21 protein-coding genes, 3 pseudogenes and 1 riboswitch are annotated in these 24372 nt (G+C 34.9%); of the genes and pseudogenes, 21 read left to right on the top strand and 3 right to left on the bottom strand.

The features are described 5' to 3' along the window. Positions 1-62: 62 nt before the first annotated feature. Positions 63-1112, bottom strand: coding sequence for an NAD(P)/FAD-dependent oxidoreductase (locus tag J2S08_RS03830; RefSeq protein ID WP_307226832.1), 1050 nt, complete (start codon positions 1110-1112; stop codon positions 63-65). 225 nt (positions 1113-1337) lie between these two features. Between J2S08_RS03830 and J2S08_RS03825 the strand changes: the two genes are divergently transcribed. Then, positions 1338-1502: a hypothetical protein gene (locus tag J2S08_RS03825; protein WP_307226829.1), complete on the top strand. Its 165-nt coding sequence runs from the start codon at positions 1338-1340 to the stop codon at positions 1500-1502. A gap of 174 nt (positions 1503-1676) precedes the next feature. On the opposite strand, the gene J2S08_RS03820 is transcribed toward J2S08_RS03825, so the two are convergent. Beyond that, positions 1677-2186: a GNAT family N-acetyltransferase gene (locus tag J2S08_RS03820; RefSeq protein ID WP_307226827.1), complete on the bottom strand. Its 510-nt coding sequence runs from the start codon at positions 2184-2186 to the stop codon at positions 1677-1679. 324 nt (positions 2187-2510) lie between these two features. Between J2S08_RS03820 and J2S08_RS03815 the strand changes: the two genes are divergently transcribed. The 4 genes from J2S08_RS03815 to J2S08_RS03800 are packed head-to-tail and all read left to right on the top strand — an operon-like array spanning position 2511 to position 7219. Beyond that, positions 2511-4013, top strand: coding sequence for an argininosuccinate lyase (locus tag J2S08_RS03815; protein ID WP_307226825.1), 1503 nt, complete (start codon positions 2511-2513; stop codon positions 4011-4013). Position 4014: 1 nt separating this feature from the next. Next, on the top strand, positions 4015-4932 hold the full coding sequence (locus J2S08_RS03810) for a GHMP family kinase ATP-binding protein (protein ID WP_307226824.1): 918 nt from the start codon (positions 4015-4017) through the stop codon (positions 4930-4932). A gap of 6 nt (positions 4933-4938) precedes the next feature. Continuing rightward, on the top strand, positions 4939-5991 hold the full coding sequence (locus tag J2S08_RS03805; RefSeq protein WP_307226822.1) for a PLP-dependent cysteine synthase family protein: 1053 nt from the start codon (positions 4939-4941) through the stop codon (positions 5989-5991). Beyond that, entirely contained in the window at positions 5966-7219 is a 1254-nt protein-coding gene (locus J2S08_RS03800; protein WP_307226820.1) for an ATP-grasp domain-containing protein, read from the top strand. Before J2S08_RS03805 ends, J2S08_RS03800 begins: the two co-directional genes overlap by 26 nt. Positions 7220-7458: 239 nt before the next feature. On the opposite strand, the gene J2S08_RS03795 is transcribed toward J2S08_RS03800, so the two are convergent. Beyond that, a complete protein-coding gene (locus J2S08_RS03795; protein ID WP_307226817.1) occupies positions 7459-9180 on the bottom strand; it encodes a sigma 54-interacting transcriptional regulator in 1722 nt (573 codons plus the stop codon). Positions 9181-9575: 395 nt separating this feature from the next. Here J2S08_RS03795 and J2S08_RS03790 point away from each other — a divergent pair, with 395 nt between their 5' ends. From J2S08_RS03790 to J2S08_RS03715, 16 genes and pseudogenes are all read left to right on the top strand, one after another. Continuing rightward, complete coding sequence (locus tag J2S08_RS03790; protein WP_307226815.1) at positions 9576-10889, top strand: MFS transporter; 1314 nt, start codon at positions 9576-9578, stop codon at positions 10887-10889. Positions 10890-10903: 14 nt separating this feature from the next. Further along, positions 10904-12274, top strand: a complete 1371-nt coding sequence (locus J2S08_RS03785) for an amidase (protein WP_307226813.1) — start codon at positions 10904-10906, stop codon at positions 12272-12274. A gap of 58 nt (positions 12275-12332) precedes the next feature. After that, positions 12333-12436, top strand: a riboswitch (purine riboswitch). 105 nt (positions 12437-12541) lie between these two features. Continuing rightward, positions 12542-13615, top strand: coding sequence for an NCS2 family permease (locus tag J2S08_RS03780; protein WP_307226811.1), 1074 nt, complete (start codon positions 12542-12544; stop codon positions 13613-13615). Between the two features lie 13 nt (positions 13616-13628). Beyond that, entirely contained in the window at positions 13629-14168 is a 540-nt protein-coding gene (locus J2S08_RS03775; RefSeq protein WP_307226809.1) for a phosphoribosyltransferase family protein, read from the top strand. A 577-nt stretch (positions 14169-14745) separates the two neighbouring features. Next, positions 14746-16017 carry an alcohol acetyltransferase gene (locus J2S08_RS03770; protein ID WP_307226808.1) on the top strand — a complete coding sequence of 424 codons (1272 nt, stop codon included), beginning with the start codon at positions 14746-14748 and terminating at the stop codon, positions 16015-16017. Beyond that, positions 16014-16688: a DUF6320 domain-containing protein gene (locus J2S08_RS03765; RefSeq protein ID WP_307226806.1), complete on the top strand. Its 675-nt coding sequence runs from the start codon at positions 16014-16016 to the stop codon at positions 16686-16688. The genes J2S08_RS03770 and J2S08_RS03765 overlap by 4 nt, the downstream gene beginning before the upstream one ends. Positions 16689-17048: 360 nt before the next feature. Further along, positions 17049-17399 (top strand): sigma factor, encoded by a 351-nt coding sequence (locus J2S08_RS03760; RefSeq protein ID WP_307226804.1) that lies wholly within the window; start codon positions 17049-17051, stop codon positions 17397-17399. 31 nt (positions 17400-17430) lie between these two features. Next, positions 17431-18069, top strand: a pseudogene (locus J2S08_RS03755) (DUF5643 domain-containing protein); the annotation flags it as partial. 255 nt (positions 18070-18324) lie between these two features. Further along, positions 18325-18504 (top strand): annotated as a pseudogene (locus J2S08_RS03750) (transposase); the annotation flags it as partial. Positions 18505-18525: 21 nt separating this feature from the next. Next, positions 18526-19614, top strand: coding sequence for an IS200/IS605 family element RNA-guided endonuclease TnpB (gene tnpB / locus J2S08_RS03745; RefSeq protein WP_307226802.1), 1089 nt, complete (start codon positions 18526-18528; stop codon positions 19612-19614). Between the two features lie 129 nt (positions 19615-19743). Then, positions 19744-20006 (top strand): annotated as a pseudogene (locus J2S08_RS03740) (LysE family translocator); the annotation flags it as partial. A gap of 317 nt (positions 20007-20323) precedes the next feature. After that, positions 20324-21085: a GNAT family N-acetyltransferase gene (locus J2S08_RS03735; protein ID WP_307226800.1), complete on the top strand. Its 762-nt coding sequence runs from the start codon at positions 20324-20326 to the stop codon at positions 21083-21085. A 26-nt stretch (positions 21086-21111) separates the two neighbouring features. Next, on the top strand, positions 21112-21891 hold the full coding sequence (locus J2S08_RS03730; RefSeq protein WP_307226799.1) for a GNAT family N-acetyltransferase: 780 nt from the start codon (positions 21112-21114) through the stop codon (positions 21889-21891). A gap of 267 nt (positions 21892-22158) precedes the next feature. Beyond that, complete coding sequence (locus tag J2S08_RS03725) at positions 22159-22746, top strand: TetR/AcrR family transcriptional regulator (RefSeq protein ID WP_307226797.1); 588 nt, start codon at positions 22159-22161, stop codon at positions 22744-22746. 200 nt (positions 22747-22946) lie between these two features. Further along, positions 22947-24080, top strand: a complete 1134-nt coding sequence (locus J2S08_RS03720; RefSeq protein WP_307226795.1) for a Rap family tetratricopeptide repeat protein — start codon at positions 22947-22949, stop codon at positions 24078-24080. Then, positions 24070-24237, top strand: coding sequence for a hypothetical protein (locus tag J2S08_RS03715; protein ID WP_307226793.1), 168 nt, complete (start codon positions 24070-24072; stop codon positions 24235-24237). The genes J2S08_RS03720 and J2S08_RS03715 overlap by 11 nt, the downstream gene beginning before the upstream one ends. Positions 24238-24372 lie beyond the last annotated feature (135 nt).

The following is a 24372-nucleotide window of genomic DNA, read 5'->3' as shown; positions in this document are numbered from 1 at the left end:
TTTACACTTTTTTCAAAAACAGGCTATTAACAATGAGGATTGAAAAAGCGATATAGAAAAAATTAGCTATATAAATGCTTCAATAATTCTTTGTTCTTTTTCTTGAAAATATCGTTATGTGAAGAAACCATGCCTACTTTTGTTGCATCTGGGGTAATATATTGTTTTGCCTTATTGACCGCGTTAGCAGCATCTTGGAAAGCGCCGGCAATCAGATGCAATTTTCCTTCGTGATGCAAAATATCTCCAGCTGCATATAATCCTGGCACTGAAGTTTCACTCATTGGGGTGCCAGCAACAAAGTATTCATTTTCCATTTTAATTTTTAAGTCACTTTTTGCTAGTAAATCTTTATCTCGCTCATAGCCGTGATTAATAATGACTTCATCAACAGCTATTTGCAGCTTTTCGCCACTCTCTGTACTTTTTAATTCAACCTTTTCAATCACATCATGTCCTTCTGAAGCAATCAACTTATTGATCTCTGTGTTAAAGAAACATACAACAGAGCTTCCCATCATTTGGGAAACTTGTGCTTCGTGCCCTTTTAACATATCTTTTCGATAAGTGAGGTATACCTTTTCCGCAATTGGTTCAAGCTCATTAGCCCAATCGATTGCAGCATTGCCTCCTCCGGAAATTAATACTGTTTTTCCGCGAAATTGAGCAAGCGATTTAACTGTATAATGTAAGTTTGAAATTTCAAAACGCTCTGCTCCTTCGACGTTCAGTTTCATAGGTTTTAAAATTCCACCGCCAACAGCTAAAATGACTGTTTTTGAATAATGATTTTCACCTGAAGCAGTTTTTAATACGAACAATTTATCTTCTGCTTGCGAAATAGAAACAACTTTTTCTCCTAAAACAACTTCAGGGTTAAAAGTTAAGCCTTGCTCTATTAATTGTTCAATCAATTGAGCTCCCGGAATAGGAGTTACTCCGCCAACATCCCAAATCATTTTCTCAGGATACACATGGACTTTCCCTCCGAGCTTTGGTTGAAATTCAATAATCTTCGTTTTTAATTCTCGCAACCCACTGTAAAAAGATGCAAACAATCCTGCTGGACCGCCACCAACTATTGTTACATCAAAAATATTCTGCGTATCCACGAATCCAACTCCTTATATAAGAAATGAGTCATTGCTATTCGTTGTCATTTTGCAATGTCTTCTTTATTGACAACCATTCTCAATCATCTTAACATAATTAGTTGAGAATGAGAATAGTTTTCATTTGGAAAACGTTAATATTTGTTTACACACAACATTCATGTAATCCTCCCTTAATAAGTAACCTAATTTATTTTAATTTTTCGATTAGGGGATGATTTTTTAATGAAAAGGGGGCTTCTTCTTGGGGAGAATTTTCAGCCTGATAATATTGATGTTACCAGATTATTTGATCGCTTTTACACAAAAGATAAAGCGAGAAATCAACATACAGAATTAGGACTCTCAATTGTGAGCATTTTGACAGAAAAGTTAAATGGGAGAGTTTAAAGCTTATTAAGAAATGAGATCCTCGAAGTGAAGATTATTCTTCCAATTCAGAATTGATTCATTATCATTTGTAGTGAAGCAAAACACAATTTTATTGTTTATTGTTATTCAACTACTAAAAACCGTTCAAAATACAACGGTTTTTAATAGTTGATTTTATGAAACTATTTGTGTTTAATTCCAAATATAACGTATCAATTTTAATTTTTGACCATTAAACTCTATTTCTTCTTCGTCATTTATAAATGTCTGTTTAAAGCAGTTTTTTTCTAATACTTTTTGAGATGCAATATTATTGCTAGTTGTTTTTGCATGTATCTCTCGTATATTTAGTTTTGGAGCTTCTTGTAATAAAAGCTTCACTGCTTTATCCGCAATTCCTTTCCTTGTAAAAGATTCTCCTACTCGATATCCTAGGTGTGCCTTTCGTTTATTTTTATCAATATCGACTAAGTTTATTCTTCCTACTATATCGTCGAGATTATTCTTTATTAAATAAAAAAATGAAGTATTGTCATCTTGCTCTTTTAATAATTCACTATGTCTCATTCTAAAATATTTAAAATGATAATAGTCCTTGCCCCGACTTGGTACCATTTTTTCAAAGAACGTTCTGTTCTCACACTCAAACTGAAACAAATTCACTGCATCCTGTTCTTGTAATAAAGCAATATATATGGACATGAACGAATACTCCTTTCAGCTCTTCTAAAAAATTCCTGCAAATCAGAAAATAGTTTTTATTTAATTATTACATATATATAGCTAATTTTACATCATTTTTTTAGTCCTAATGTAAGTTCAGGATCGACCTTTCATTATTTTAGTTTATTAATAATATTACCAAAATTTAATAATTATTGTATCTAATTTACTTCATTACCATTTTAAAACTAAATTGTTGACATTTAGTATATGTGTATATACAATGAGGATGAAACCTCTTTTTGTAATAAAAAGGGTTTTTAACCATTTAAAGTTTAAATAATGAAAGGAGCAGTATACGCAATGACCAAAGGACAGATGATCCTTACAGGTAGAATACAGGAAAATCCAAATAGTTTGCTTCATGATGAAATTTTAGCACCCCAATTTTCTTATGAACTAAAACACTTGTTTTCTCACTATATTTGGATTGAGAAGGTATTATTACTTGAATACAATCGCTTAGGAATTATGAAAAAAGAAAGTTTATTAGAGATTACAGAGATTTTAAATGCAATCACTCAAAGTAACATCTCAGCAAATCCAGAAAAGAATATGTCTGATATTTCTTTTGCGATTGAACGCTATGTGGAAGAACGTCTAACAGATAAAGCAGCAACATGGCATGTGGATCGTAGTCGCAATGATTTCCAAGCAACTGCTCAATTAATGTTTGGACGTGAGAAAATATTAGAGTTAAGTCAAGGATTAGTTAATTTATGGAGTTCTTTACATCATCTTGCAGAAAATACCCTCTCTATCCCTATGCCAGGGTATACACATTATCAACCCGCACAAATGATCACACCAGGATTTTACCTTTCAGCTCTATCAGATCGTATACAGAAACTATTAAATCGTTTATTTCACCATTACGAAGAAATTAATAGCTGCCCATTCGGTTCAGGTGCAATGGCAGGCTTAGAACTTGAATGGGATCGGAAGACAATCGCTCAATTACTAGGTTTTCATCAGCCGCAAGCCCATGCCTTAGTTTCAGTCGCATCTCGTGAATGGGTCTTGCAAATAGCTAGTGAACTATCAAATTTCGGTGTATTGCTTAGCCGCTTTGTTACAGACCTCATCCTTTGGGGGAGTAGTGAGCACCGTTTAATAGATTTGCCAGACAGTTTATCTGGAATCTCCTCTGCAATGCCACAAAAAAAGAATTTTCCTATCTTAGAACGCATTCGAGGGAAAACATCCCATTTATCCGCACTTTATCAAGATTTTGTTTTAGGACAGCGCAATACAGCTTTCACTAATTTAGTTGAAACTTCTAAAGAAGCAAGTACTCATCTTATTACAATGTTTGAAACAACGAAAACGATTATAAAACTGATGACTGTTGTAGTAGAAAACTTGAAATTTCAAGAAAATCGGATGACAGAATTATGTGAACAAGAATATTTTGGAGGATTTTCTTTAGCAAACTTCTTATGTTTAGAGGAAAACATTCCTTATAGGGTTTCACAAGTGATTACTGGACAATATATTTTAGGAGTCGCAAATAAAGGATTAAAACCAACACAAGTTGATGTACAAACACTTGAAGAGATTTGTAAGGAGCAAGGTTTTGTTATTTCTATTTCTGAGGAATGTTTGCAAAAGGCTTTTAGTGTCCGACAAAACTTATATGGCAAGCAAACGTTGGGCTCTACCAATCCTACTGAAGTTGAAAAAATGCTTCAGGAACAAAAAACACAAATGAAGAAAATAACGCTTGAATGGAATGAAGAACATGAACGTGTGACAAGTTCTAAGCAGAAGGTACAATTATTGCTAACACAAATCGGGGGCGAATGAAATGAGTGTTCTTCAGCAAACGCAAATAAAAGTAACGAATAATATTGGGCGTGGAAGTTCATTTGGTACATTTGGTGAATTGCTACAAGGTGTTATCGAGAAAAACGATGTAAGCTCTGACTTTCTTGTTACATTTCCAATCTCTCGGTTTTCACATGCGACGTTTATTGCAAATTCTAATAATCATGATCTTATCGTCTATCCATCTCATAAAGAAAAAGCGAAACGATTTGCGGCATATATCTTACAGTATTACGACCTTCCAATAGGTGGGAATTTGATGATTGAAAGTGATATTCCAGTTGGAAAAGGTTTAGCAAGTTCTTCAGCAGATTTGGTCGCAGTAGCCCGTGCGATCGGAGCTTGCTACGAATTACAAATACCAGTCTCTCTCATTGAATCGTTTATGAAACAAATCGAACCGTCAGACGGGGTTATGTACCAAGGTTCAGTTTCTTATTTTCATCGTGAGGGGCGTTTGTACGAATTCCTTGGTCAACTTCCTCCTATGACCGTAGTAAGTATTGATGAGGGGGGAGACGTTGATACAATAGAGTTTAACAAAATATCGAAGCCATTTACTGTTCAAGATCAATTGGAATATGGGGAATTGTTAACGAAAATCTCAAAAGCGATACATGAAAAAGATGTAAAAGGGATTGGAGATGTTGCAACTCGCAGTGCTATTCTCAACCAAAAATTAAAACCAAAAAAATTCCTAGAAGAAGTCATTTATATTCAGGAAGAAATCGATGCGGATGGTGTTGCTGTTACCCATAGTGGTACATGTTTAGGAATTTTACTTTCTATTTCTGACCCTAAATATTTTAATAAATTATTAGTTGCAGTAGATCGTTTAAAAAAGTTAACAAATCATGTGGAAATTTATCACTCTTGGAATGATTACAGAAAGGAATGAAAGTAGATGCTCCGACAAGATATCATTGATGCGATCGGAAAAACACCATTAGTCAAGCTGAGATTAGATGCTCAAGCTAAAGGAAGTGTATTTGCGAAACTGGAACTGTTAAACCCGTTTGGAATGAAAGATCGAACCGCAAAAACAATTATTTTGAATGCAAAACAAACTGGAGAATTAAAGGATGACGCCCCTATTATCGAAAGCTCGTCAGGAACGATGGCAGCAGGGGTAGCACTTGTAGGAACATACTTAGGGCATGAAGTGCATATTGTGACTGATCCTCGTATTGATGACATTACTTTTAAAAAATTAGAGGCAATGGGGTGCAAAGTGCACGTAGTAAATAAAATGACGAGTCATGGGTGGCAAAGCGCCCGCTTAGAAAAGCTAGCTGATCTCATGAAACAATTTCCTAATGCATTTTGGCCCCGTCAATATGAAAACCCATATAATCCATTAGCTTATAGAGAATTAGCTGATGAACTAATAGAAGCGATAGAATCAGTGGATATTCTAGTTGCTTCAGTTGGTAGCGGCGGTTCTTTGAGTGGAACTGCCTCTGCGTTAAAAGAGAGGAATCCAAACTTAAAAGTGGTAGCAGTTGATTGTGTTGGCAGTGCTATTTTTGGTCAGCCTGATTATCCGAAAAGATTGCAGGGAGGTTTAGGAAATAGTTTAGTTCCACTAAATGTGAAACATAACATTATAGATGAAGTACATTGGTTAAATGATGAAGAAGCATTTGCGGCAACTTTAGAGCTCGCTCGAAAAGAAAAAATATTTGCTGGCAACAGCTCAGGCTCTGTATATGCAGTAGCACGCTGGCTGAGCAGCCAAGTATCGGATCAGACAAAAATTGTTGCCATTTTTCCAGACCGAGGAGATCGATATGTTCATACAATCTACAATGAAGAATATCGCTTGCAAAATAACGTAAATGAGTTACGGCTGCCTCAGTCTCCGCAACAAGTTCCATACAACACAGTAGTCAAAAATTGGTCCTATTCATTGTTGAAAGGAGAGGCTATCCGTGAAAAATCACTTCATCTTCGTTGAATCGAATACGACTGGGACAGGGATGCTAGCTTTAAAGAAAGCACAAGCTTTAGGATATAGACCGATTTTCTTTACCAACAAGCCTGAACGATATATCGGATTAGAAGAGACAGGAACAGAAGTTGTCTTAGCAGATACTAATTCAATTGATCTATTAAAGCAAACGATAGAAAAAACGATAGATATGAAGAAAGTTGCTGGTATTTTAACGACAAGTGATTTTTATTTGGAAACGGCTGCACATTTAGCTGCTGAATATGGTTTGCCTGGAAATACTCCAAACGCTATACGTACTTGCAGGGATAAGGTTGCAACCCGTTTGCATTTGGCGGAAGCAGGTATTGGACAACCTAAGTTTATGATTGTGCGATCTATTGCTGATGCTGACAATGTAGCAGAAAAGGTTGGCCTCCCATGCATTGTGAAGCCGGCAGATGATAGTGGCTCTAACTTAGTACGCCTTTGCTATACGCTAGATGAAATATACGAAATGATCAATGAAATTTTATCAGTAGAAAAGAATGTAAGAGGACAGGACACAGCCCAAACTGTTCTGATCGAAGAATATGTTGAAGGTCCAGAAGTGAGCGTTGAAATGTTAGGTTGTCAAGGAGAAATGTCCTGTATAGGCATTACACAAAAAAGCTTAACAGGCATTCCTTATTTTGTCGAGTATCGTCATCTTTTCCCAGCTCCACTTCCATTAGATACATCGAAGGAAATAATGATGACGGTTGAAAAAGCGCTTAAATACGTCGGAATGACAAATGGGGCAACACATACCGAAGTAAAGCTGACTGCTCAAGGAAGTAAAATAGTAGAGATTAACCCGCGTCTTGCTGGCGGAATGATTCCAGAATTGATTCGTCATTCGACGGGGATAGATATGGTAGAAAAACAGATCTTATCAGCACTCGGAAAATTGAAGCTACCAAAGTTCAACTATCAATATTCAACAGGTATCCAATTTCTCGTATCTGAAAAAGAAGGTGTTCTTGCAGATATAAAAGGAAGAGAAGAAATTCAGAACCTTCCAGGTATTGAAGCTATAAAGATCAATGCTAAAATCGGCGATCATGTTTACTTGCCAAGAAATGCTTACCATCGTTTAGGCTATATCATGGCAAAAGGAGATGCATATGAACAGACGCAATCTCGGCTTGATCATGCATTAGATAAACTATCTTTTGTTGTACATTCAGATCAATACACTAGCAGTCATCTTTGACAATGCTAAAGAGAAAATCAGCTGCAATGGTCATGGAACATTGCAGCTGATAATATGCGAAAGTGTGAAAAAGTGTGCTAAGAGTAGAAGGCTGTTAGTTTACTTTTGCAGTCTTCTTTCTTCCCTTTTACAGCTTCTTTAATATATATCCACATTTAACTTGCAAGTGAGAGGAATCAAGCTTGCCAAAAGTCCATTGTATAAAGGGGATAAGAGAAGTTCCCTGATCGATTTTCACATTATTTTGTAGAACGCCGTAATTTTCTGCTGATGGTTGACTGATTAACTCCTAGTACAGCTGCGATTTTGGATGTTGATTTGTATTTTCTTTTAGCTAATTCTAGCAGCTGATTCTCGGCTTCTTCTACGCAATCTTTGAGAGGAATGATGTTGTTGACGATGACGTTTTCAGATTGCTGCCGCCCAACTGTAGTAAACAAAAAGCCTTCCAGTTCAGAAACGTCGATGATCTCTTCTTCAGTTAATACGACAAGCCTTTCGATAATATTTTGAAGTTCGCGAACGTTGCCAGGCCAGTCATATTGTTGAAGAACTTCAAGAGTAGCATGAGAGATTTTTGTTGTACGCATGTATTTTTGATTGAAAAACTCAACAAAATGAAGGACAAGCGGCAATATATCATCTGTTCGATTACGCAGTGCAGGTATTTTTATCGGAATGACGTTTAGACGGTAATATAGATCTTCTCGGAACATACCTCTTCGCACCTCTTCCAATAGGTCGCGATTTGTTGCAGCGATCAAGCGAATATTAATTTTAATAGGTTTTGTTCCTCCGATATGAACGAGTTCTTGCTCTTGAATGACGCGAAGCAGCTTCGTTTGCAGCGGAAGCGGCATTTCTCCGATTTCATCGAGAAATAGTGTTCCTTCATTCGCCAGTTCGAATAAGCCCATTTTTTGTTTCACTGCACCGGTAAAAGCTCCTTTTTCATAGCCAAACAACTCTGATTCGAGCAAATTTTCAGGGATGGAGCCACAACTGATCGTAATAAACGGTTTCTCGGAACGTGGACTTGATTTATGAATGTAGTTAGCAATGACTTCCTTTCCAACGCCAGTTTCTCCTAAAATGAGAACTGTAGAATCAACACTTGCTACTTTTTGAGCAAGGGAGACGACTCGTTTCATTTCAATGCTCCGATAAACAAGTGGAGATTCTGTATCTGCGCGATTGCGCAGATCATTTAGCTCTCGTTTATATCCTTCCATTAATTGTTTCATCTCGTTTAATTTTGCTTGAAGGCGGTTTACCTCTGTAATATCACGTGATGCATTAACTACTCTAATAATCTCTCCATCTTTGTCTTTAATAGGAGTGCCAACTACCATAAGTCTTCTGCCAGTTTTTGTTGTTTGCATCATAGAGACAGTTTCTTTTTTCTCCAAAACGATCCTCGTAATAGATGGCTTGTAAATGCCGGATTTTTCTAGTTCGTATACACTTTTTCCGATTAAATCCTTTTCTTCCTTTCCCCATAATTCTTTACAGGCTGAACTGACACGAAGCGTAACACCTTGATGATTTGAAACATATATAACATCATAGGATATATCAAAAATTGCTTTTAAATCAAGGCTTAAATTTTTATAAGAATCGAGTTCTTTTAAGAGAACTTCATAATATTTTTCTTCGTCAAATAAGGTGGCAACACCATATAGTTCTCCGTTTGAATAAAGGGGGGAATGATTGAAAATCAACTTTCGATTACCGATAAATAGTTCGTTGATTAATTTTTTTTCTTGAGAAAAAGAATTTAAATCTATTTCGGGCATGAATGTGTAAATTGATTCTTTCACATCCTGATCCATTTCTAGATTTAATAGTGCGGCTCCTTTTTGATTGACAAATTGAATGAGGCCATTGCGATCAATAATGATAAACCCAGATGATAGAGAGTGAAAGGCTAATTCCAAAGATAAATACAGATCTTTATACAATAAATGTCACACCTTTTCATATTTGTGCAAAAACGCATAAAAAATATGCAAAAAAGCAAATAAAATGTACAAATAGTCTACTATAAAGGCATTGAAATTTCAAATAGATTCAAAAAAATTGCTAAACATTGAATGAAATCGTGCTTCACGCTGTATAGGAAAAAAGTTTGGCACGTTTATTGCAATATATTTATTGGGCGAATTGATAATGATTACTGGAGGTTTGTATGATGAGAACGTATAGTTATGGTTGAAGATGAGATAGGTGCACAATAAGCAGGCAGAGATTTCTAAATCTAACAGGCCTCAAAATAACATTTTAATAGTGGAAAGAGTATAAAGTATGAGTTATTCTAGCAAATAAATTAGTAGATTTAGAAGGGGAGAGGGTTGCAATGCAGCATAACTATCGCTACAAAATCATGTTTATGATGGTAATTATGGTTATTATTAACTATATTGACCGTGGGGCTATTTCATACGCTCAAAAAGAAATTATTGAAGAGTTTGGATTTAGTGCAATTGCGTGGGGAGCAGTACTCGGTTATTTTGGGTACGGTTATTTATTTGGAGCACTTTTTGGAGGAATACTTGCTGATAAAAAAGGACCAAAATTTGTTTGGATTATCATTGGAACAGGCTGGTCGATTTTCGTTATTGCAACCGCTTTTGCCGGAGAAATCGGTATGGCGCTATTTGGGGGCTCAGCTATCGCAGGCTTCGCATTTATTCGTATTATGTTTGGTTTTGCTGAAGGGCCAACGTTTTCTACGATTAATAAAACGAATGCAAACTGGGCAACACCGAAAGAACGGGGTTTTGCTGTTTCTTTAGGTCTTTTGGGGACTCCGCTGGGAGCATTATTAACAGCTCCTGTAGCAGTAGCCATTTTATCTATTACAAGTTGGAAAGTAATGTTTATTCTTTTAGGAAGTTTAGGGATCGTTTGGGTCATTATATGGTCTAAAATGTTTACAAACTTACCTGAAGAACATCCAAAAGTTTCAAAAGAAGAGCTTGAAAAAATTCGTTCAACGAAAGATTTATTGCCCGATGAAAAATTAATTAGCGAACATGATAAACATATTAAATGGTTTCATTTCTTTCAAAATCCAACATTAGTATTCAATGCTTTAGGATACTTTGCTTTTCAATATATTAATTTTTTATTGCTGACATGGACACCTAAATACTTACAGGATGAATTTGGATTCCAATTATCTTCATTATGGTATTTGGGCATGATTCCATGGATTGGCGCATGTTTTACTGTACTTTTAGGTGGTAAAATCTCGGATTATTTACGAATGAAAACAGGAAGTTTACGAATTGCGAGATCAGGATTGGCAGTTGTATCGTTATTTTGCACAGCAATTTGTTTTTTGATGATTCCATCAGCAAATACAATTGTAGGAGTCATGATTTTAATGTGTATTGGTAACGCTTTTAATTCATTGCCAAACTCTGTGTATTGGTCAGTCATCATTGATACAGAACCGAGCCGTGCAGGAACATTCGGAGGAATTACTCACTTTATTACGAATACTGCAACGATTATTGCACCAACATTAACTGGTTTCTTAGTCATCAGTTATGGTTATTCCTCGATGTTTGTAGCTGCTGCAATCGCTTCAGTAATTGGCATGGCCGCGATGATATTTGTAAAACCTGGCCAGAAAAGTATGAAAGCTGTCGCTGTAATGAAGTAGGAGATGAACATTCGATGGATATATTAACGACATCAACATTAATAAAAGAAAGAAAACTATCACCAATTGAATTAGTAGAAAAAACATTAGAAAAGATTTTTAAAGAAAATAGTAAAAACAACTCATTTATTACGATTTCTGATGGCGAAGCCTTACAAGCCGCGAAGCAATTAGAACTTGAATTAATGGAAGGGAAAGTGAGAAGCAGGCTTCATGGGATTCCTATTGCAATAAAAGATTTAATATATACAAAAAATATACGAACAACGATGGGTTCAAAAGTATATAAAGACTATGTTCCAGATTTGGATGCGACTGTTGTGAAAAAATTAAAAGATGCAGGCGCAATCATCATTGGAAAAACGAACACACATGAATTTGCATACGGCCCAATCGGAGATCGTTCTTATTTTGGACCATGTCGAAATCCACATCATTTAGATAAAATAACGGGCGGCTCAAGTAGCGGCTCTGCAGCTGCAGTAGCAGCAGGAATGGTTAGCGGCTCTCTAGGAACAGATACAGGCGGTTCTATTAGAATACCTTCATCTGTATGTGGTGTCGTGGGAATGAAGCCAACTTTCGGTGCGGTTAGTAAAAAGGGAGCATTTAGTTTAGCATATACGCTTGATCATATCGGCCCCATTACAGCTAATATTAAAGATAATGCTTTGTTATTAAATGCTATTGCTGGATATGATTCCGATGATGCTTACTCACTAAAAGTTGAAGATCAAGACTACTCTTTATTAATCGGAATGGATGTAAAAGGCAAATCTATAGGCATTCCATCTTTTTATTTTGATACGATTGATGGAGAAGTAAAAACCGCAATTGCTCAATGTATAAAAATCTTTGAGAACTTACAAGTAGAAATAAAAGAAGTAAAGATTGATTGTATGGAAAAAATTGTTGAAGCCCAAGCGATCACTATTCAGTCTGAGGCATCCGCTGTCCATGTACACACAATTAGAAATCACAAAGAAGATGTTGATGCAGAAGTTTTTGAAAGATTAGCAGCCAGCCAAAAAGTAAAAGGATATGAATATGTCTTATCACAAAAGAACAGAAGCCTATTAATACATGAGTACAATCAAGCTTTTGAACAAGTTGATATTTTACTCACACCAACAATTCCAATGATACCAACAAATATTGGTCAAAGAGAGGTGCAAATAAATGGACAAAGAGAAGCAGTCCGGCATGCACTGCTGAGATTAACGTCTCCAACAAATTATACCGGCAATCCATCTCTATCCATACCTTGCGGCATGTCGAAAAATGCGTTGCCAATTGGCGTACAATTCATTGCCAAACATGGGAACGAAGCTGAATTATATCAATTTGGATATGTTTTAGAACAATCATTAACCAATAAAAACTAGTGAAAAATTTGTTGTATAATGTCGAAATGTATGATATTTTTAAAATTGTAGTTTCATCATAATCCAATAATAAATGCCCCATATATTCCCAGTAATATGGTCTGGGAGTCTCTACGGAGTTGCCTTAAATAACTCTACTATGGACGGCAGATTTTTGTGATTGTTAAATCTGGTCGTCTTCTTTTTAGACGGCCTTTTTTCTATCCAAAAATACTTGTTTCCATGACTGTACAATGGGATAAGTGCGGCAAGGAATGGAGAGGAAACATGGAAATTTTAAAAGATATACTGGCTGCACTTAGCGGTGTTCTAAATGGCCTCCCGCAAGGATTATTAGCATTAGCGTTTGGATTTGCTTCTGTACCTACTGCCCTTGCATTTATGGTGGGAGCTGCGGGGAATGCTGTAACAGGATCTGTAGCTGTTATTTCTTTTCAAGCGGAGACAATAACAGTAGCAGGAACGATGGGAAAGAATATGCGAGAACGGCTTTCTATGATCTTTTTCGGAGCTTTGATGATGCTTTGTATTGGTGTATTCGGCATGTTGGAAAAGATCATTGATTGGATTGGCCCCGTTGTTACCAATGGTATGATGGCTGGAGTAGGCATCATGCTCTCCAAAGTAGCTTGGGATATGTCGAAAGCAGACAAGCCAGCCGGCATCAGTTCATTTATTACCGGCCTCATTGTGTATATGGCTACAAAAGATTTAGTATATACTATTACTGCATCTGTTATATTATCAAGCCTTGTTTCCTATTTTGTAAATAAAAACAAGTCAAATGAAAAGACTATCATGGACAAGAAGGAATCGTTTATTAAGCAAAAACTTATTTTAAACCCTTTTGTTATTCGGGGCGCTTTAGCTATGGTCTGTTTAAATATTGGAGCGAACATTGCATTTGGGAAAATCAATGGAGAAATCGCACAAACAGATGTCAATGTGGATGTTTTAACTGTAATCAGCAGTATCGCCGATATGGTATCTGCTTATTTTGGCGGCGGACCGGTAGAAATCGTCATTTCCGCTACTTCCAGTGCTCCTCACCCAGTATGGTCAGGTGTTTTGATGATGGTGTTAATGGCTATTATTTTATTATCAGGTTTACTACCTAAGATCGGCAAGCTTATTCCTACTGCATCCATTTCAGGTTTTTTATTTGTTCTTGGAGCGATTGTGACAGTACCTGGTAATGCGACAGCAGCCTTAACTGCTGGAGATGCATCTTCAGGCGTTGTTGGCGGGATTACAATGGTTGTAACAGCAATTACTGATCCATTTTTAGGGATGCTCGCTGGAGTATTGCTGCAAGCTCTAATAAGCATATTTGGATTTTAAGGAGGAAAATGAAATGGATACTTATACTTTAAAAGTTGCAGGTTTGACTCGTGAGCTTCCGATCATTCCAATTGATGAACATTTAAGCATAGCGAGTTTTGTCATTTTAGGAGATACAGAGCTGGTAAGCAAAACGGCACCAATGTTAGCAAAAAAATTGCCGCCTGTAGACGTACTTGTTACCGCAGAAGCGAAAGGAATTCCCTTAATTTATGAACTATCAAAAGTACTTGGTATGAAGTCCTATATTGTTGCAAGAAAAAGCATCAAACCATATATGGACTCTCCATTAGTGAGTGAGGTCACTTCGATAACAACACAAAAAAAGCAATTGTTATGTTTAGACCAGCAGGATGTGGAAGCGGTGAAAGGAAAAAGGATTGCGATTGTAGATGATGTAATTAGTACAGGCCATTCCATTCAAGCATTAGAAGCATTGATTACGAAAGCTGGCGGTGACGTCAGGGCAAAGGCTGCAATCTTGGCTGAGGGTGAAGCAGCAAATAGAGACGACATTCTTTTTTTAGAGAAGCTTCCACTATTTACGAAATAATTCTTAAAGATAAAATAATCAAATGAGAACAAATGAAACTTCATATAAAACGGATATTGATATAGAGAAGGGATATAGAATAAAAGGGCATTCCAAACTGGAATGTCTTTTTTGTTTATGTGTGTAGATTACAACTTCATCATGAAGTTGTAAGGTGTATACATTTAAAAAAATTACTTTGACAGATAGAGTAGCTTTCGTTAATATTACTCTATCAGATAGAATAGCTTTAGAGATATGGTTAGAAAAAAAAATTGATTTATACTTACATTTTTTTATCTAAAAAACGTATCATGTCATCGTGACTCTGAAATGTTTTTATCTTTAGAATGTGATATAGCAAACGATAATTTATTGCCATTTACCCTTTTTTGAATTGAATCTAGTGAATATAATGAATGTATGCTTTTTTATTATTGGTAGATGCAATTGATGAAATAAAGAGTGTTTTGACTTTCCGTCCATATCACTAATGAAGGTGCACTTATTAATTATCATCAACTGGCAGCACGAGTAGACAAAACATTTGTAGATAGACCTTCAACGAATCAGGCATAGGTATGAGAGGGAGAGGAAAATGGATAGATGGTACAAAATTGACCATGCAGGAAAAATATTTCGAGCAGTTGCAAAAGGAGCAAATACGTCAGTTTTCCGAGTTTCAATGATAATGAATGAGCCAGTTAACGCCAAACGGTTGCAAGAGGCTGTTGATCTTGTCATCAAAAGATTTCCTACATTAGCAGTAGAGCTGCATCAAGGCGTTTTTTGGGACTTTCTAAGTGCAAATGAAAATAAATTATTCATCCAAAAAGAAACCAAATTTCCATGTTATCGAATAGATGCTGCATCAAACAATGGTTATCTTGTTAGAGTGTTATACTTTCATCGTCGAATTTCAGTAGAGATATTCCATTCTCTTACAGATGGGACTGGTGCTGTAGAATTTTTAAAAACATTGGTATATCAGTATTTATGTCTTCTTGGCAAGAACATAGAAGGAGAAGGTCTTATTATGCTGCCGAATGAAATGCCAAGCAACTATGAAATAGAAGACAGTTTCAAAAAATATTACCAACATGTTGGATCGAAAAGATTAAAGGAACCGAAAGCTTTTCATATTAAAGGGACACCGTTTGAACCTGTTGGAAATAACGTTATTCACGGAGTGGTTAGTGCATCACAGCTTTATAGAGCTGCAAAGCAAAACAATCAAACAATAACGGAATATTTAACTTCCATTCTATTATATGCTATCTATTCACAGATGATGAAATATGAAACGATTCATAACCCCATAAAGATAGCGATACCTGTGAATTTGCGAAACATGTTTCCGTCAAAAACAATGCGTAATTTTTTCACTGTCGTAAATGTAGGTATGAATGTTTCAAATAAGCCAACTTTTGAAAGTTTAGCAAAGGAAGTATCGGTACAATTAAAAGAAAAAACGAAAAAGGAATATTTGTATGAAGGGATCGCAAGGAATATTAAATATGAAAAAATACTAGCAGCAAGATTTGTTCCTGTCTTTATTAAATATATTGCGATGCGCCATGGTTTTGAAAGTTTTGGTGAAAATCTAAAAACGATCACTGTTTCTAACCTTGGAAATATAAAATTACCCGAATCTATGAGGAAATATATTGATAGTATGGAAGCTGTTTTGTATCCGACGGAGAAAAGCCCTATAAACTGTGGCATATGCACAGTAAATGATCGATTAACTATTACATTCTCACGTTCTATTGTTGAAGCAGATATCATTAGATATTTTTTCCACTTTCTTACAAAACGTGCAGGCATCGATATTAGCGTTTATTCAAATAATTGGGGGCAGTCTAGATGAGCAAATGTAATCAATGTGGTGTTATTCTCGAGCATATAAATGGACAGCAATGCCCTTTATGCTATGAAACAATTGGTGGTAACCCACAATCTTCAAGAAACGCATGGTATCCTTCTTACGAGGTGAAAAAAACAAAACCATCGAAGAATTTACTTTTTCATTTGTCTTTGTTTTTATCGATAGCGGTTATTAGTATTTGTTTGTTTTTCAACTTGATTATTAATGCAGGGAATTTGTGGTTTTTATATGTAGTGGGACCGGTTCTTTATCTTTTTCTATTGTTAAATAGTACGATATTTTCAAAAAAACATATTGCAAATAAAATATTGTTGCAAGTTGTTGGGATGTCGAGCATGCTTTTTTTAATAGACATGCTTTGTGGATTTCATAAGTGGTCTGTTAATATTGTCATTCCTATTTTGGTTATCGCAGCAACGCTGCTGATTACTGTTATTATCGGCATCAAAAAAATACGCTGGTACGAATATGTGAAGTATATCATGGTGATGATTTTTTTAGGCTTTATTCCGATCATACTCTACCTCATCGGCATCTCCAATTCAATATGGGCCAGTGCCATTACAGCTTTATATGCCCTGTTAACCCTTACAGGCATGTTTCTCTTTTCTGCCAAATTCAAAAATGAGTTTGTACGCATATTTCATTTTTAAGTGAAATGAAAGTATTTTCGCATCTTCCCAGTTTAATGAACGTAAAAAAATTGGGGAGATGCGTATTAGATTAACAACGTTATAAAAGAACCCCTTTATCGATTACTTCTATATATAATGCAAGTCTCGAGTTATTCAGTAAATAAATCCTTACCCGATTATGCGTTTACAGCATCAGCCTGCGCTTTAAGGACTTGCATTCTAAACTTCTCGGCTTTATGGCTCCTCTTGAAACGTACTTCACAAATAGAAACCGCTTTGCTTCCTTTTCTCGCTTTTTCTCTAAAATGAAAACCAACGTCAGAAAACGAATGCTTCTCTCGTACTATATAGTGAGAGGCTTTTTTAGGGGGTGGAAAAATGAAGATAGATGATCATAACTTTATAAAAGAAATAAAAAACGGAAATACAAAAGCGCTCGATTTTATTATCGACCATTATAGCAATCTCGTTTTTAAAATTGTCGGAAATGTTCTCAATACAGGCTTGTATCTTCAATACATTGAGGAATGCAGTAATGATGTCTTCTTGTTAGTATGGAATAATATTGAAAGTTTGGATGAAGGAAAAGGAAATTTTAAATATTGGATTGCTGCAATATCAAAATACAGAGCGATCGACTATAAACGGAGGCTTTTTAAACAAAACAATGTGTCTCAAAAGAAGAAATCTCTCAAAATAGTACAGTCTTTCACCCTAATACGAAGGTAGAATTTCCAGACAGTGATGTACGGTAGATAAGGTTGTATTTTCTCCTATTGGTACTTATATCAATTTAAATGGAAAATACAAAGAAAAAATGAATTTGCCTGACAGCATGTTTGAATATGATTATTGGCTTGCTTTCGATGATAAGGGAGTAGAGTTAATACCTAATGGTCTAGGTGGAGGCTCCTCTACTGAATTAGATTTTAATGTCCAAATGAGTTATGTAAAAATGAACCATGTACCAAAATCATTAACTATTATCCCTGCTAAGATTTCTTCCTCAGGTGGAGATGGAACAACGACTTGGGAAGGAAAGAAAGCGCAAAAAATAAGTAAAACCATAGATGGCGTCTATCCAATTGAACTTCCTCAAGGTAAAGTAGGCAAACTCATTATACAGGACATAAAATCAGAAAATAATCAGACTACGGTTACATTCAATGCTGAAGGGATAGCACCTTATACGCAAGGAGAATCTCTTTATATAGAAGACGAACAGGGAGAAATGATCGAAGTAATCGTTAATAAAATGATAAAGGATGAACAAAAACCAAATGAATTTACGATGGTTTTTGAAGCACTAGAAGCAAATAAAAAATATCGTATAGTGACGTACGATTTTGGCCAAATGGAGATACGAGAGGACTTGAAATTTACGATTGACTTGCGCTAAGAAGCCAGTCTATCTATCTTCGAGCACCAATCAAAAGACTAAATTAATTCTTAATAAAGAGATAAAAGAGAAGGATAGATGAACAGGAACAATACCTGTTTAACTGGATCTCCGAAAAGAATTCTCCCACTTCTAAATGTGAAGGGCATAGCCCAATGAAAGTGGGAGATGAATTTTCGGTTGGCGTAAGCCAAAAGATTGTTCTATGATTAGATATACAATATGGAGTTTGATAGCACTATAAAAACCATGTGCATGTTTCAGGCACATCCGAATAGTGAGTGATCAAAGTTTCTAAATGTGTATAAGCGTGCAGGTTCTCTTCTAATAAAACGTGACTTTCCCATTGTTCGCAAAAAACTTTGGAAAGAAATGTTTTGGTTTACTAGAGGCGGTACTTCTGTAGAAACAATCAAGCAGTACATTGAAAAATAAGGCAGAAAGTAGGTGTAGAAAATGTTGAAAGCATATAAATATCGGATATATCCAAACGAAGAACAAAAAATATTTTTCGCAAGAACATTTGGTTGTGTACGTTTTGTATATAACAAAATGCTTTCTGATAGAATGGATTCGTATAAGGAATCTCAAGAAAAGATTGATAAGTCTATCAAATTTCCTACACCTGCTCAATACAAAGCTGAATTTCCGTTTCTAAAGGAAGTGGATAGCTTGGCTTTGGCCAATGCTCAAATGAATCTGAACAAAGCATATGCCAATTTCTTTCGTGACAAATCTATTGGATTCCCGAAATTCAAAAGTAAAAAAGGTAATCATCATAGCTACACAACAAACAATCAAAAAGGAACAATATATATTGAGAATAGCTGTATAAAACTACCAAAACTAAAAACACTTGTGAAAATAAAACAACACAGACAATTTTTTGGCTTGATTAAGTCTGTAACCATTTCTAAAACACCTACAAATAAATATTTCGCTTCTGTATTAGTAAAAGAAAATCAACAATTACTTCCAAAACTAGATGCAAAAGTCGGAATTGATGTTGGTCTAAAAGACTTTGCAGTATTGTCTAATGGCAAAAAGTATGAAAATCCTAAATGGTTGAGAAAAGCTGAAAAGAGATTAGCATTTCTGCAACGTTCTTTGTCACGAAAAAAGAAAGGCTCTAAGAATAGAGAGAAAGCTAGACTGCAAGTTGCTAAACTTCATGAAAAGATAGCGAATCAACGCAATGATTTTCTTCATAAAATAAGTAATGAAGTCACAAACGAAAACCAAGTGATTGTGATTGAAGACTTGAAAGTGAAGAATATGCAAAAAAATCATAAACTAGCCAAAGCAATCAGCGAAGTATCTTGGTCTAAATTCAGAGAATATCTTGACTACAAAGCAGAGTGGAAAGGTCGTGATTTGATCATCGCTCCTAAAAATTATGCAAATAGTCAAATATGTTCTGAATGTGACTACCAAAAAAAAGAAGAAAAAAACCTAAATCTTCGTGAGTGGACTTGTCCAAAATGTAATAGCCATCACGATAGAGACGTAAATGCAAGTAAAAATTTGCTGAAACTCGCCATGTAGTTGGTATTTTCTCTAGGGGTAGGGACTACCCTTATAGCTTGGTAAATATAGATAGCTAACAAAAGTATCTAGTTCCCAAGAAGCTCCCACTTCAATCAGACCGCAAGGTGATAAGTGGTGAGTAGTTCACTAGGTACGTTGTTGCAATTTGTTAATCCAAGAAAATTCTTTTCGGCATTACAGTCGTAGCAACTTTCATTCTTCCCTATTACACTTCCTATTTCACCTACTTTGGTTTCTCACTTTTAGGAATTGTTGGTTTAATGAGTACATTTAGTTGGAGTTTATTTGGTTCGATTTTTCAAAGGCTCTTATTACAGTATAGACAACAGTTTAATATCATAATGGCAGTCTTATTGGTATATAGTGCAATTTCAATTCTTTTCAAATAAATGAAAGCTGTCAAAGTGTATCTAGATATCATTTCCTCTTATTTTCTACATGATGAAATGATCGATAGGAGAATAGTGAAAACACAATGAGATTGAATAATAAATATTCTGTATAAAGGCAGATGAAACATTTTGATTTTTGATAATCTTGACATGATGTTGTCAAGGTTTTCTCCTTATAATGATTACGAGCGTATCTTAATCTACAATGTGAAAGGAAAAGATAAGGATGAATTTTGTTCAGAGTATTTTATGTACAAATCGTATATTTAATAAGAACGGATAGCCAATACTAGAGCATAAGAAGGTGAAAAATTTTGGAGTACATTCAAATAACAAAAGACAATATTGAAAATGAGCATATATGCTGTGCTTTAGGTGCTAAACAATATGTGCAGGCAGTGAAAGAGAAGAAGAAATGGCTAACAGAGCGTATAAATGAAGGATTAGTTTTTTATCGTTTAAACGAGCGTGCAAAAGTATTTATCGAATATTTGCCTGCCGAGATGGCCTGGGCCCCTATTGAAGCGCCTAATTATATGTTTATTAATTGTCTTTGGGTTTCAGGAAAATATAAAAATAATGAACATGCAAAACAATTGTTAGCCAAATGCAAAGAAGATGCGATGGCTAGGGGGATGGATGGGATCGTTCATATTGTTGGAGAGAAAAAATATCCTTATCTAAGCGATAAACGTTTCTTTGAACATATGGGATTTGAGTTAAAAGATTGGGCAGCCCCTTATTTTCAACTAGTTGCCTTACAGTGGAATGACCAAGCAGCTGTTCCTTCATTTAAAAAACAAGTGAAATATTCTACTGTGGCTGAAAAAGGCATCTCCATTTATTATACAGCCCAATGTCCCTTTGCTGTTGGGATGATAGAAGACCTCAGAAAAGCTGCAGAAAATAAAGGAGTCGCTTTTCATGCTCATCGATTGACAACAAAAGAAGAGGCGCAAAACTCCCCTGCTATTTGGCCAACTTTTGGGTTATTTTATAATGGAGAATTTATTACTCATGAAATCATGAGTACGAATAAATTTGAAAAATTGCTTACAGAGTTATTGGAAGACTAATATTGTTTAAAGGGTAGGGGAAAAGGATGGATAATGTACAGCTTGTTGAATTAAATGAAGATAATATACAAAAAAAGGGGCTTTATTGCCTAAGAAGTATGAAGAAATCCGATGGTTATAAACAAAAAGAAAATTGGATGAAAGAAAAATTTTCTCAGGGGCTAACATATTTGCTCTTACAAAAAGATCAGAAGTCAGTAGGTTTTATCGAATATGCTCCTGCCGAAGAGTCATGGAGAGTGATTCATGCTGATAATTACTTCGTTATTCACTGCTTATGGATTGGTCATCCTGGACAAGGATTGGGCTCTTCTCTTATTCATCAATGTATAGAGGATGCGAAAAAACAAAATAAGCATGGAGTTGTTGTTCTTACGAATTGTGATACTAGTTGGGCTCCTAGCAGTGATATATTTATTAGAAATCATTTTAAACTCGTGGAACAAGGTCCTTATTCTTTTGATCTTTACGCATATAAATTTGATGATGCTCCAGATCCTTATTTCCCAAATAATTGGGATGAGAGGCTGAGAAGATTTGGTGATGGCTTAACCATCATTCGTACAAACCAATGTCCATATCTTGAAGTTGCAACGAAGAATGTTCTTGAAGCAGCGAAGTCGGCAGGAATTCAACCTGATATAATCGAAATGAATGATCGAAATAAAATGATGGAAATGGCACCAACACCGTATGGCGTGTTCAATGTAGTTTTTAATGGCGAATTAATAGCGTATCATCGACTTACTCCTAGATCATTTGCGAAAAAAATAAAGGAAGAAAAAACAAATGTGATAGCCAAATAGGTTTTAGGGAAAATTGGGTTAATCATATGATATATCGGAAAAATATAGATAATAGGAAGAATAAAGATACTTAAAAAACCTAAGGAATTAGGTTTTTTTAATGTCATGAAATAATGTAAAATTCAATAAAATAGTTGCCTATCACCATCTTTTTATTATACGATTTACTTATCGGTAGGTAATGATAGCGTAGATTGCCTTTAAAATTTTTGTTCGTTGGAGAAATATTCATTGTTTCATTAAATTACAATACAAGGAGGAGCAGAGATGACAAAGAAAAATAAAACATCTCAAAACATAGTAGAAGCAGCTTTCAAGCTTTTTGCAGAGCATGGAATCGAAAAAACAAGTTTATCCATGATTGCCAATGAAGTCGGAATATCTAAACCTGCAATTTATTACCATTTCTCTTCTAAAGAGGCGTTAATTGACTTTCTTTTTGAAGAAATTTTTTCCGATTTTTATTTCTCTTATTATTTCTCTCCAGATCAATATACAGTACACAATTTTGAGGAATTGCTTATTAAAGAAGGTTTAAATATGTTAGCGGAACATGACGAAGATCAACATGTTTTACGAGTATTAAATGAATTTGTTTTAACTGTTGGACGCAATCAGAAATATCAGCAGCGATTAATGGATATGCAAGCAGATTTTTTAAACGGTTTCTCGAACCTTTTAATGAAAGGGATGGAGCTAGGTGTTGTTTTACCTGAACAAACAGAGGCTAAAGCTCATATGCTTGCAATGGTTCTGGATAATATTAGCAATTTTATGCTAATGGGATTCAAATTAAATTATCGAGACATTTGGATAGAAGCTGTGAAAAGTGTCATAATTCACCAAAATACATAATCATTACTCTAAAATGTTTATGTATTTTGATGTACGTATCATTATTATTAGAATAAGGAGATGATTTGATATGTCCGTATCATTGCAAAAATCATATATTAATTTGAAGAAAATAGTTATTTTATTTAAAATAACTCACCGTGATTTAATTGCAAAATTTTACATAATATGATAAATTAGGAGTGAAAGGGGGATGGTTTGTGAAACAAAAGATTCGTTCCGAAATAGTAACTGAAAAGCTTAATGATTGGTATTCTTTAATTCGGAAAAATAATGTTACTGAAGCTGAGTTCATTAAATCTGAAATAGAGGCCGATCTTAATGACATGGAAGAAAACCAAAAAGTATTGCTGTATTATTCTTTATTGGACTTTCGACATCAGATTATGCTGAGTTATTTAAAACCTCATTCTGCTGAAGGCATCAATCACTCTTTAACGATACTAGAGAAGAAAAAAGAGGAAATTGAAAATAGCCAATTAGATGATATGATCGAATATTATTTTTGGTTTTTCAAAGGAATGTACGAGTTTAAAAGAAAAAATTTTGTTGAAGCGATCACATACTATAAAATTGCCGAAAAAAAAGTTGCTGCTGTTGATGATGAAGTGGAAAAAGCTGAGTTTTATTATAAACTCGCTGAAATTTACTATTATATTAATCAACATTATCTCTCCATGAATTATGCTTCTCTTGCCCTTGAAACATTTAAAGCCCATGAAACATTATTAGAGAAAAAAATTTTTTGTGAATTTATTATTGCAGGAAATTGGGTTGAAACTTTTCGATACAATGATGCATTAAATAATCTATTAAATGCTGTAGAAGATGCGAAAGAAATTAAAAATAATCATTTGAAGGCTTCCGCTTATTTTAATCTAGGAAATTGCTATTTTTATCTAAAAGAATTTTCAAAAGCTTTTGAACAAATGAAGAAAGCTTTAGTCATTTTTGAACATGAAAACTCTTCGTATGTACCAAAAGTGCTGTTTAACTTGATGTATGTTCGCTTAAAACAAAAAAAATATGAAGAAGCAAATACATTTTATGTGCGAGGTATCGATAGTGCAAAATCCTTAAATGATGAAGAGTATATTGCCCGACTTCATATATTAAAAGGGGTATTTTTAGATACGGAAGCTGATATTTTGGTTAAAAATGCATTTGACTATCTAGAATCAAAAAAAATATATGCTGCTGTTGAAGAATTGGCTTTAGAAGCTGCACAATATCTTAATCAAATGGAACGGTACAAAGAAGCTAACTTTTATTACGAGAAGAGTATACAAGCAAGAAAAAAGATCAGAGAGGGAGATGTATTAGATGAAAACTAAGTACCTTTTTTTTATTTTATCTCTAGTGACTGTCATAGCGTCTTCAACCTTTTTCTCTACAGACGACCAAGGAACATATCTGCTTGCAGATAAGATGATCACTTGCTATAACTTAGATACTACTCTGATTGATATTAGTATAAGAGATATTATGTAAAATAAGAACGAAAAGGATTATTGATTAATAAATATAATTTTCATGATACAATCAATATACTAGAGTAAACTTAAGACAGGAGATGTGGAAATTTATCAGGGAATAGGTTAATGAAGTGATTAACTTATTTTTGTA

Source organism: Bacillus chungangensis, assembly GCF_030812995.1.
GTDB classification, from domain to species: Bacteria; Bacillota; Bacilli; order Bacillales; family Bacillaceae_C; genus Bacillus_CF; species Bacillus_CF chungangensis.
The sequence above is the reverse complement of the archived record's forward strand: the minus strand, read 5'-3'. Positions and strand labels throughout refer to the sequence as shown.

What these genes read in the sequence shown, in the direction of transcription:
- J2S08_RS03725 (WP_307226797.1), top strand. Translation starts at nt 22,159, where the DNA reads ATGACAAAGAAAAATAAAACATCTCAAAACATAGTAGAAGCAGCTTTC.
- J2S08_RS03730 (WP_307226799.1), top strand. Translation starts at nt 21,112, where the DNA reads ATGGATAATGTACAGCTTGTTGAATTAAATGAAGATAATATACAAAAA.
- J2S08_RS03770 (WP_307226808.1), top strand. Translation starts at nt 14,746, where the DNA reads ATGGATAGATGGTACAAAATTGACCATGCAGGAAAAATATTTCGAGCA.
- J2S08_RS03775 (WP_307226809.1), top strand. Translation starts at nt 13,629, where the DNA reads ATGGATACTTATACTTTAAAAGTTGCAGGTTTGACTCGTGAGCTTCCG.
- J2S08_RS03815 (WP_307226825.1), top strand. Translation starts at nt 2,511, where the DNA reads ATGACCAAAGGACAGATGATCCTTACAGGTAGAATACAGGAAAATCCA.
- tnpB (WP_307226802.1), top strand. Translation starts at nt 18,526, where the DNA reads ATGTTGAAAGCATATAAATATCGGATATATCCAAACGAAGAACAAAAA.
- J2S08_RS03785 (WP_307226813.1), top strand. Translation starts at nt 10,904, where the DNA reads ATGGATATATTAACGACATCAACATTAATAAAAGAAAGAAAACTATCA.
- J2S08_RS03825 (WP_307226829.1), top strand. Translation starts at nt 1,338, where the DNA reads ATGAAAAGGGGGCTTCTTCTTGGGGAGAATTTTCAGCCTGATAATATT.
- J2S08_RS03805 (WP_307226822.1), top strand. Translation starts at nt 4,939, where the DNA reads ATGCTCCGACAAGATATCATTGATGCGATCGGAAAAACACCATTAGTC.
- J2S08_RS03780 (WP_307226811.1), top strand. Translation starts at nt 12,542, where the DNA reads ATGGAAATTTTAAAAGATATACTGGCTGCACTTAGCGGTGTTCTAAAT.
- J2S08_RS03715 (WP_307226793.1), top strand. Translation starts at nt 24,070, where the DNA reads ATGAAAACTAAGTACCTTTTTTTTATTTTATCTCTAGTGACTGTCATA.
- J2S08_RS03810 (WP_307226824.1), top strand. Translation starts at nt 4,015, where the DNA reads ATGAGTGTTCTTCAGCAAACGCAAATAAAAGTAACGAATAATATTGGG.
- J2S08_RS03765 (WP_307226806.1), top strand. Translation starts at nt 16,014, where the DNA reads ATGAGCAAATGTAATCAATGTGGTGTTATTCTCGAGCATATAAATGGA.
- J2S08_RS03790 (WP_307226815.1), top strand. Translation starts at nt 9,576, where the DNA reads ATGCAGCATAACTATCGCTACAAAATCATGTTTATGATGGTAATTATG.
- J2S08_RS03760 (WP_307226804.1), top strand. Translation starts at nt 17,049, where the DNA reads ATGAAGATAGATGATCATAACTTTATAAAAGAAATAAAAAACGGAAAT.
- J2S08_RS03820 (WP_307226827.1), bottom strand. Translation starts at nt 2,186, where the DNA reads ATGTCCATATATATTGCTTTATTACAAGAACAGGATGCAGTGAATTTG.